Below are 8,544 nucleotides of genomic sequence, written 5' to 3'. Positions count from 1 at the left end.
TATAAACTTTGAAATTTCAAAATATAAAAATACACTACTAACAGCTACAGAGGTTGTAGAGAAAGCTGAACTACCTGATTATAAAAAGATTGCTACTATCTATAAAGAGTATCAAGAGGAGATAGTTGAAAATAATCTTGTTGATTTTGATGACCTGCTTATGCTCACATATCAAATCTTGAAACAAGATGATGCACTACGCAAACAGACAAGCAATCGCTATCGATATATTATGGTGGATGAGTACCAAGATACAAATGAGCTTCAATTTAAACTACTAGAACTCTTGGCATCTGAACACAAAAACCTCTGTGTAGTAGGAGATGATGACCAGAGTATCTATGGTTGGCGTGGAGCTAATATTAGAAATATTTTAGAGTTCTCAAGCTACTTCAAAAATACAAAAATTGTCAAATTGGAGACCAACTATCGCTCCACCTCTCCTATCCTAAAAGCTGCCAATGAGCTAATAGAACACAATAATCAAAGAATAGGGAAAAAACTAACTTCTAATAAAGGTGAAGGTGGAGATATAAAACTTTTACATACACTCAATGAAAACTTGGAATCCAAATATATAGCACAAGAGATACAAAAACTACTCTCATCTGGAACATCATCCAATGAGATTGCTGTACTATATAGAATTAATGCTCTATCTCGTTCTCTTGAAGAGGGCTTTACAAGAGAGGGGTTAGGATTTAAACTCCTTGGAGGTATGCGTTTCTACGATAGAGCCGAGATAAAAGATATTATCTCATACTTTAGGGTTTTTGCCAATCCTCATGATGATTTTTCATTAGAAAGAATAGTAAACAGACCCAAAAGAGGCATAGGTAGAGTATCTATAAACAAGTTAAAAAAAGTCGCCTTTCTTGAGCAGAGTTCTATTTTTACATTTATAAACTCAAAAGAGACTAGTGAATTAGCTCAAATTGTAAGCAAAAAAGCTGCCTCTTCACTTAAAAGTTTTGCCGAAGATATTCATACCCTTAGAGGGGAGGCAGAGGATTCTCTTCAGAATTTCGTGACAATATTTGATGATGTTATTGGACTTAGAAAGCACTACTCTACTATGTCAGAGGGAGCAGATAGACTGCTTAATATTGATGAATTCTACGGTTACTTTCGAGAGTCGATAAGTAAAAAAACAAACCAAACACTAGATGGTTTTCTAAATGAAATCTCTTTGCAGAGTGAACAAGACCAAGTAGATAAAAACTCTGTAACTATTATGAGCATACACGCCTCAAAAGGGTTAGAGTTTGAACATCTATTTGTTATAGGTTTAGAGGAGGAGTTCTTCCCTCTTCTTGGAGATGGTTGCAATATGGAAGAGGAGAGAAGGCTAGGATATGTAGCTATAACTAGAGCAAAATCCGATCTAACTCTATGTTATGCAGACAGTAGATTCTACAAAGGTCAAAGAAAACGCATAGCAAAAAGCCGTTTCCTCGGTGAAGCGGGACTAATTCAAGGTGAAAGCCTAAAGATAACCAAAAAATCAGAGTTTAAAAAGGGTGACCTTGTTAGACATAAGATATTTGGAGTAGGACGAGTTCAGAGTGCGAATAAATCGGGACGAGAATATAAACTAAAGATTAATTTCGGTGGCAATAAAAAAGAGATACTGAGTTCATTTGTAAAATCAATTTAATCGTAGGGTGGGTATCACCCACCATGAATCAATATTTGCATAAAATAATATCAACGCCGAAAGGCATTAAACATAAGGAAAACATGAACAGATTATTTGTCGTCAACAAACCCATCTTCCGTTCATCAAACGGCTACATGGGTTATGTCAAAAGAAAATACAACACCAAAAAAGTAGGCTTCTCAGGAACCCTCGACCCTTTTGCCACAGGTTGCCTCATCGTTGCCACTGGTCAATACCCTAAACTTTTTCAATACCTCAAAAAAACACCAAAAGCCTACAGTGCAACACTATGGCTTGGAGCAAACTCTCAAAGTCTTGATATTGAAAATGTCGACTCTATAAAAGAGACACCTGAGCTTACCATTGACCAAATCTACCAAACTTTGGAGAGTCTACGAGGTCAACTCACCTACTACCCACCCAAATTTTCTGCTAAGAAAATCAATGGAAAACGAGCTTATGAACTAGCTCGTGAGGGCAAAGAGGTGGAACTAAAAGAGATAACCTCCACTATCTATGATATACACCTTATCCGTTACAATCACCCATTTATCCATTTTGAGGTGATGGTTTCAGAGGGGACTTATATCCGTTCTCTTGGAGCCATTATCGCTGATAAACTGGGCGTTGATGCTACGCTCTCTAGCCTCAGACGGGATTATGAGGGGGCATTCTCTTTTGATAATGAAAAAGCCCTTAATCCCCTACACTATCTAAAAATTCCTCAAAATATATACACAGGTGATGATGAGTTTATGGAGCTTGGCAAGAAACTCTACATCGACTACTTTGAGACCAAAGAGGATGGCGAGTATTGGGTTGAGACAAAAAATTTCTTCTCTATTATAGAGATAAAAAATAGAGAGATAAAATACAAACTAAACAGAATAAAAAAGGAAAAATAACAATGAACAAAACATTAACAATAACACTAAATGCCATTCTACTAACCACAATAACAGCCGTTTCGGAAGTAAATTTAGAAGAGGAGATGTATGCTCCTGCTAGAGAGATGATGATGCTAGATAGGGCAATGGAAAGAGGGATGGATGAGCATAACCAAAAGGTGCAAAATGTCAATACAATTATTGATGAGGGAGTAACAATAGATAACTCTCCGATGACTAGTTTTCAAGAATTTGATAAAAAATATGAGTTAGTAGAGAATATTGATGACCCTAAAAATACAAAAGTGAAAGTCTCTATTGAAGGCTCTGGTGTCAAGATTGAGGCGACAACAGAGACAAGCGAAAAGAGCAAAACCCAAGCAGGTGTGGTTGAGAGTAGCTCTTCCAGTTCAACAGTGCAAGTTATCCCTATCCCTTTTGATGCTGATGGGCAGAAGATGAAGAGCGTATATATAGATGGTGTGCTTATAATAACTGTGCCGAAGAAAAACAGATAGAATGACAATAAAAGCCCATGCAAAGATAAACACCTTTTTAAAAATCACAGGACACAAAGATGGATACCATACTCTGCTCTCACGATTTGTCAAAGTCCCACATCTCTACGATACCATTAGCTTTGTTCCTGCCAAATGTGATAATTTTACCATAGAGGGTTGCGGCAATGTACCTGTAGAGTCCAATACCATCTACAAGGTCTATCTTGCCATCAAAGAGCATGTGAACCAGTGTATTGTCAATGATTTTTTCAAATACCATAAAGTGGTAGTAGAGAAAAATATCCCATCAGGGGCAGGTCTAGGTGGTGGAAGTAGCGATGCTGGAGCTTTTATGCGTCTGTTTAATGAGGTCTGTAGATTGGGTATTGATACCTCCACTCTAGCCCAAATAGGCTCAAAAGTTGGGGCTGATATTCCATTTTTTGTCTATGATTATAACTCGGCTAATGTCTCAGGGTTTGGGGAGATAGTCGAAGAGTTTAAAGAAGAGGCTTTTGAGATTGAGCTGTATACACCTGATATTCATTGTGATACACCTTTGGTTTATAAGACATTCAGACGAGAGTTGTTCGATGATATCGAACCTACGGTGTTTGAGGGGTGGGAGCATTTATCGACCAAAGAGGTCTTGTCAAAAGTAGATGCGGTGGAAGCCAATGACTTGTATAAAGCCTCTCTGATTGCTTATCCACAACTTAAAGAAGTCGCAAAAGAGGGTTGGTATTTTTCGGGGAGTGGTAGTACTTTTTTTAGAGTCAAATGAGTAGTTGCCTTTGTCCTTTTTTTACTTCTAAACTCTCTTCTCTCATACCATCAAAATTTAATCTGCCTAGATAGTGATTTAGGCTTTACTAACGATATGTTTTCAACTTTTAAATTTTTTTGCTCATCGTTTTACCCTTATTTTATCTAAATTGGAATTTGAAGAATTAGACTTTTAAAAAAGTTGTTTGTTTTTCTTAGGGCATTACAAAAGGCAGTGGCTTGGCTCTGCCCTTACAATATTATTTTTTCTTTTTAAGAAGTTTGGCATTCTCAGGATTATTTAACAATGCACTCATAGAGTCAACTACCTCTCTCTCTTCATCATATGGAGAGGTTATATTGATGAGGATAGGATATTCTCCTACAAAAATCTGTTTAATCGCTAAAAGTGGTATTTATACCAAAGAACCAAAATTTTGGGAACCAAATCCTGCTTCAAACTGTAAGCTAGTTCCATCAAGTGTAGCACTCTCTAGTGAATAGTTTGCCAACATAAAAAGTGTTACAGGAGGTAAACTCTCTCGTATCTCTTGTGGTAATGATGGGTCAAACTCAACATGTGCAATATCACATGCTACTCCAAACTCTTGATTCTCATCAAATAGAAATCCAATAGTATTTGAAATGTGCTCTTGCATAATATCTTGAAATGGTTCTTTTTGTAAATTTTCTAAAGGCATAATTTCTCTTCTTTGCTCTGTATAATTATATTTTTTTGAATTTGAAATCCTATCATAGCATTCATTAAAGCAAAGTGTGAAAACTCTTTTAACTCTTTACTTTTAATATCTTTTTCTATTAGAAACTCTTCACTTAGGAGTTTTGCTCTCATTGTCCCCTTTAGTAGAGGTTTTTTGGGTGTTAGCCAAGAGTCACCATTATAAAATGCTATATTTGCTATGGCTGTATCTGTGAGTAGACCATCTTTCTCTATAATAATTCCATCATAAGGGAATACCTCTGCTTTTAACTTCTCTATTTTCATTCTATTGGAGTATTTATAGCTGTAGTCTATATCGCTTTGTACTATTTTAAATGTTCTAAAATTTTTCGTTTGATATGGAATATACTCTATAGATATTATATTTTTATCGTAGAGTATACGACAACGAAAAACTCCTTTTTGAGCTGGAGGAGTTATATGATTTTGAAGATTTATAATCTCATCTACTTCAAATAGTTCTTTTCTACTTCTGTTGAAGCGTTGGTTGTGCCACTCAATGTTAAAGATTTGACCATTTTCTATTTTTATCGTTTCAAGAAGCATTATTCAAAAAGTTCAGTCGACATATATCTCTCAGCTGTATCACATAAAATAGTTACGATAACTTTACCTTGGTTCTCTTCTCTTAATGCCACCTCAAAAGCCGCCGCCACATTCGCACCAGATGAGATACCCACAAGCAGACCCTCCTCTTTGGCAACTTTTCTAGCCATCTCAAATGCTCTCTCATCATCCATTTTGATAATCTCATCAATAATATCAGTGTTCAAAACAGTAGGTATAAATCCTGCTCCAATACCCTGAATCTTGTGAGACCCCATCTCTTCACCTGATAGAACAGCAGAGTTGGTTGGTTCCACTGCAATAGCTTTTAGATTTGGTAGATGCTCTTTAAGAACTTCAGAAGTTCCCATCATGGTACCACCTGTACCTACTGCTGATATAAAGTAGTCTACACGGTTATTGGTATCTTTTAGAAGCTCAATAGCAGTTGTTCTGCGATGGATGGTTGGATTATCAGGATTTTGGAACTGCTGTAGTACCAATCCACCGAGCTTAGTAGCCAAATCTTCTGCTCTATTGATGGCTCCATGCATACCCTCTGATGCAGGAGTTAAAACTATCTTGGCTCCTAAGTGTTTGAGGAGTTTTCGTCTCTCGATGCTCATGGACTCTGGCATGGTCAAGATAAGTTTTATCCCTTTTGATGCACAGATTGCTGCTAGTCCTACTCCTGTATTGCCTGATGTTGGTTCGATAATAGTGGAATCAAGAGTTATTCTGCCTGACTCTAAGGCTCTGTTTATCATGTTGAGAGCTATTCTATCTTTGACAGATGAGGTAGGGTTCATAAATTCACATTTTGCTAAGATAGTTGCACCAGAAAGTTTGGAGAGTTTTCCTAGTTTTACTAGGGGGGTGTTTCCGATTAGTTCTTCAATGCTGTTGGCTATCATGTTTTATTCCTTTTTTAATTTTGTCGGGCAGAGGGCAGCCCGACCTACGGTTTTGTTATTCAACTATACTATAAGCAATCGTTTCACTAGCATACATAGGTACAACTGTACCATATTTTGGAGGAACTACAAAAGTTTTTTTCTCTAATCTAATAGTTTTTTTAGGAACTTCTATATTTTTATATATTTTTAGAGCATTATCAGAGACAAATGCTTGTAGATTTTTCACAGTTGAGTGTTCCACAAAAAGCTCTGTGAGAACTTGTAATGCAATAGGAGCTGTAAAAACCCCTGCTGCACAACCACAAGACTCCTTCGCATGTTGTGGATGAGGTGCAGAGTCAGAGCCAAACATCACTTTTGGATGAGCTTCAAGAGCAACTTTGCGTAGAGCCTCTCTATCCTCTGGTCGCTTCGCAATAGGTTTACAAAAAAGATGAGGTTGAAGCATCCCACCTGCTACATCATCAAGAGTAATCATCAAGTGATGCAGGGTAATAGTTGCATAGAGGTTATCAAATCTATCAAGAGCCTCTACACTAGCTTTTGTAGTTATATGTTCCATAATAATAGTCAGATTTGGAAATGCACTAGCCAATTTTTCATAGATAGAGACAAATTCAGCCTCCCTATCCATCACAAATCCATTGGTCTCTCCATGAATACAGAGAGGAATCTCAAGCTCACTCATAGCTTCAAGAGTAGGACGAAGCTCCTCAACATCAAATCCACTAACCCCTCCCTCTGAATTGGTTGTAATTCCTGCAGGGTAGAGTTTGATAGCTGTTAGCTCATCTTTAACAGACTCTAAAAATTCTTTGGTGTACGAAGGTTTAAAAAAGAGAGTCATATAAGGGGTAAAAGAGCTGTTGTCACAGGCTTCTTCTATTCTCTTTTTATACGCTATAAGTTCCTCTTTGGTAGAGACAGGTGGTACAAGATTTGGCATAATAATCGCACCTGCAAAAGAGCTAGAGCTAAGAGGTGCTACAGTTTTTAGCATATCGCCATCTCTTAAGTGTAGGTGCATATCTAGTGGTGAGTTTAGCGTTATTGACATGTTTGGGTATCCTTGTGGCAATTATTTTTTCATATTGTGCCTAAAAAAGGATTAAGTTTGGTAAGAGTAATCGATAATAAGAGAAAACTAGGAGAGAATTAAGGCTAAAGAGGCTATCATCATATAATTAAACATTATAAAACCAAATAAAAGATAGAATTATGTATCTCCGTTTTAATATTACCACTGTTTTTGCTCTTATTGTTCTATTTTTTATGGAGGGGTGCACTCCTAAAAAGATAACAATAGGGGAAGATAGAGATGTTACTGTAGAGTCTCAAATGGTTGTTGTAGAAGAGGTAGCACATGATAAAAAGTATCAAAAACTTATGGGTGATTTGGATTATCTCCTATTTACAAAACTAGATAGTGAATTCAATAGAGATGAAGAGTGGATAGTCTATAACAAAAAGCCCATCATCTCTGTGCTAGATGAGTTTATCTCAAATAGTCAAAAGATTCAAACAGATATTCCATTGAGTCTAATGACAGATGAGTATATGGGTTTAGCTAAATCATTAGCCTATAAAGCCAATTTTTTAAAAAAACTCGTGCAAAATGATAATGTCTCCAAGATGGATAAAGGTGTTAGTATACTTACAAGTACTTGCAACAGTTGTCACGCCGTATATAGTTTTTAACTTAGGAATTTCCAAACAACAAATCTACCCATTTTACTTGTCTTTTTATTCCTATTTGAATTCTCTCAATCGTCGCATAGAATCACTATGCTCCTCATGAGACAATCCAACTAGAAACAAAAATCCTGCGTAACTTGGGTAGATTTGTTATTTTACAATTCCTTACATCGTCTAATAAGCATTATAATCTTTTATAACATAATATTTATCTTCATCCTTGGGAACCAACCAATATTTTATCTTAGGAAATTCTGTAACCAAACAGAGTAGTTTAGGTGGAGTATATTTTATAATAGGATAGTCAATCCCCCCATCAAAAAGTTGGTTGCATCTAAGTATTCTTAGAGTAGTTTGAGCCAAGGCTTTGTCTACTCGGTTTAGTTCAAATTGCCACTTGGCATACTCTGAACAAGTTGGATAGTATCTACAAGATGCAGGGAGTAGGCGTGATATGTATTGGTAGGCGTTTAGTGGGGCTAGGTAGAATTTTTTCATTATCTATAAGCAAGTAATGCTTTTTCAAAGGCTTCATCTATACTCATATAGTCACCTCGTTCTATCTCTTTTATTGCTTTTGCTACATCTCGTTTAATCTTTGCATGATTGTTATATTTATCTAGTGAGAGCATAACTACACTTTTATTGTTTTGAGTTGTAATAATAATCTTTTCATTATCATCACAAACAGTATTAATTAGTGATTCTAGGTTGTCTTCTGCATATGAGTAGTTAATAACTTGCATCATAGCTCCTTTTTGTACAATGTGTTGACAATTTTAGCAAAGATATTGAGTTGTGTCAAATTTTTAGTCTGATTAAAATATATTTT

The 8,544-nt window shown here is 36.2% G+C and carries 11 protein-coding genes; 5 read left to right on the top strand and 6 right to left on the bottom strand.

Going from position 1 to position 8,544, the window contains the following annotated elements:
• From GSY74_RS04860 to GSY74_RS04845, 4 genes are all read left to right on the top strand, one after another.
• Positions 1–1,657 (top strand): ATP-dependent helicase (locus GSY74_RS04860; RefSeq protein WP_164663978.1); only part of this gene is annotated, 1,657 nt, incomplete at its 5' end.
• A gap of 83 nt (positions 1,658–1,740) precedes the next feature.
• A complete protein-coding gene (gene truB / locus GSY74_RS04855; protein WP_164663977.1) occupies positions 1,741–2,565 on the top strand; it encodes a tRNA pseudouridine(55) synthase TruB in 825 nt (274 codons plus the stop codon).
• Between the two features lie 2 nt (positions 2,566–2,567).
• Entirely contained in the window at positions 2,568–3,065 is a 498-nt protein-coding gene (locus GSY74_RS04850) for an Hsp20/alpha crystallin family protein (protein ID WP_164663976.1), read from the top strand.
• A gap of 1 nt (position 3,066) precedes the next feature.
• Complete coding sequence (locus tag GSY74_RS04845; RefSeq protein WP_164663975.1) at positions 3,067–3,831, top strand: 4-(cytidine 5'-diphospho)-2-C-methyl-D-erythritol kinase; 765 nt, start codon at positions 3,067–3,069, stop codon at positions 3,829–3,831.
• Positions 3,832–4,228: 397 nt separating this feature from the next.
• Here GSY74_RS04845 and GSY74_RS10880 read toward each other — a convergent pair whose 3' ends face one another.
• From GSY74_RS10880 to pyrC, 4 genes are read right to left on the bottom strand one after another with little or no spacing between them, the layout of a single operon-like run.
• On the bottom strand, positions 4,229–4,513 hold the full coding sequence (locus GSY74_RS10880; protein WP_255494547.1) for a hypothetical protein: 285 nt from the start codon (positions 4,511–4,513) through the stop codon (positions 4,229–4,231).
• A complete protein-coding gene (locus GSY74_RS04835) occupies positions 4,504–5,100 on the bottom strand; it encodes an aminotransferase class IV family protein (protein ID WP_164663974.1) in 597 nt (198 codons plus the stop codon). The genes GSY74_RS10880 and GSY74_RS04835 overlap by 10 nt, the downstream gene beginning before the upstream one ends.
• A complete protein-coding gene (cysK, locus tag GSY74_RS04830; protein ID WP_164663973.1) occupies positions 5,100–6,014 on the bottom strand; it encodes a cysteine synthase A in 915 nt (304 codons plus the stop codon). Before cysK ends, GSY74_RS04835 begins: the two co-directional genes overlap by 1 nt.
• 55 nt (positions 6,015–6,069) lie before the next feature.
• Complete coding sequence (gene pyrC, locus GSY74_RS04825; protein ID WP_164663972.1) at positions 6,070–7,074, bottom strand: dihydroorotase; 1,005 nt, start codon at positions 7,072–7,074, stop codon at positions 6,070–6,072.
• A 161-nt stretch (positions 7,075–7,235) separates the two neighbouring features.
• Between pyrC and GSY74_RS04820 the strand changes: the two genes are divergently transcribed.
• Positions 7,236–7,715, top strand: a complete 480-nt coding sequence (locus GSY74_RS04820) for a hypothetical protein (protein ID WP_164663971.1) — start codon at positions 7,236–7,238, stop codon at positions 7,713–7,715.
• Between the two features lie 171 nt (positions 7,716–7,886).
• On the opposite strand, the gene yidD is transcribed toward GSY74_RS04820, so the two are convergent.
• Both yidD and GSY74_RS04810 read right to left on the bottom strand, forming a co-directional pair.
• Complete coding sequence (yidD, locus tag GSY74_RS04815) at positions 7,887–8,210, bottom strand: membrane protein insertion efficiency factor YidD (protein WP_164663970.1); 324 nt, start codon at positions 8,208–8,210, stop codon at positions 7,887–7,889.
• Positions 8,210–8,458 (bottom strand): type II toxin-antitoxin system Phd/YefM family antitoxin, encoded by a 249-nt coding sequence (locus tag GSY74_RS04810; RefSeq protein ID WP_164663969.1) that lies wholly within the window; start codon positions 8,456–8,458, stop codon positions 8,210–8,212. Before GSY74_RS04810 ends, yidD begins: the two co-directional genes overlap by 1 nt.
• Between the last annotated feature and the right edge of the window lie 86 nt (positions 8,459–8,544).

It is taken from the genome of Sulfurovum sp. bin170, assembly GCF_010892395.1.
Lineage (GTDB): Bacteria > Campylobacterota > Campylobacteria > Campylobacterales > Sulfurovaceae > UBA1140.
This window is presented reverse-complemented; position numbering and strand designations above follow the sequence as displayed.

Coding starts and splice junctions, on each gene's coding strand:
- truB (WP_164663977.1), top strand. CDS start 1,741: ATGAACAGATTATTTGTCGTCAACAAACCCATCTTCCGTTCATCAAAC.
- GSY74_RS04850 (WP_164663976.1), top strand. CDS start 2,568: ATGAACAAAACATTAACAATAACACTAAATGCCATTCTACTAACCACA.
- GSY74_RS04845 (WP_164663975.1), top strand. CDS start 3,067: ATGACAATAAAAGCCCATGCAAAGATAAACACCTTTTTAAAAATCACA.
- GSY74_RS10880 (WP_255494547.1), bottom strand. CDS start 4,513: ATGCCTTTAGAAAATTTACAAAAAGAACCATTTCAAGATATTATGCAA.
- GSY74_RS04835 (WP_164663974.1), bottom strand. CDS start 5,100: ATGCTTCTTGAAACGATAAAAATAGAAAATGGTCAAATCTTTAACATT.
- cysK (WP_164663973.1), bottom strand. CDS start 6,014: ATGATAGCCAACAGCATTGAAGAACTAATCGGAAACACCCCCCTAGTA.
- pyrC (WP_164663972.1), bottom strand. CDS start 7,074: ATGTCAATAACGCTAAACTCACCACTAGATATGCACCTACACTTAAGA.
- GSY74_RS04820 (WP_164663971.1), top strand. CDS start 7,236: ATGTATCTCCGTTTTAATATTACCACTGTTTTTGCTCTTATTGTTCTA.
- yidD (WP_164663970.1), bottom strand. CDS start 8,210: ATGAAAAAATTCTACCTAGCCCCACTAAACGCCTACCAATACATATCA.
- GSY74_RS04810 (WP_164663969.1), bottom strand. CDS start 8,458: ATGCAAGTTATTAACTACTCATATGCAGAAGACAACCTAGAATCACTA.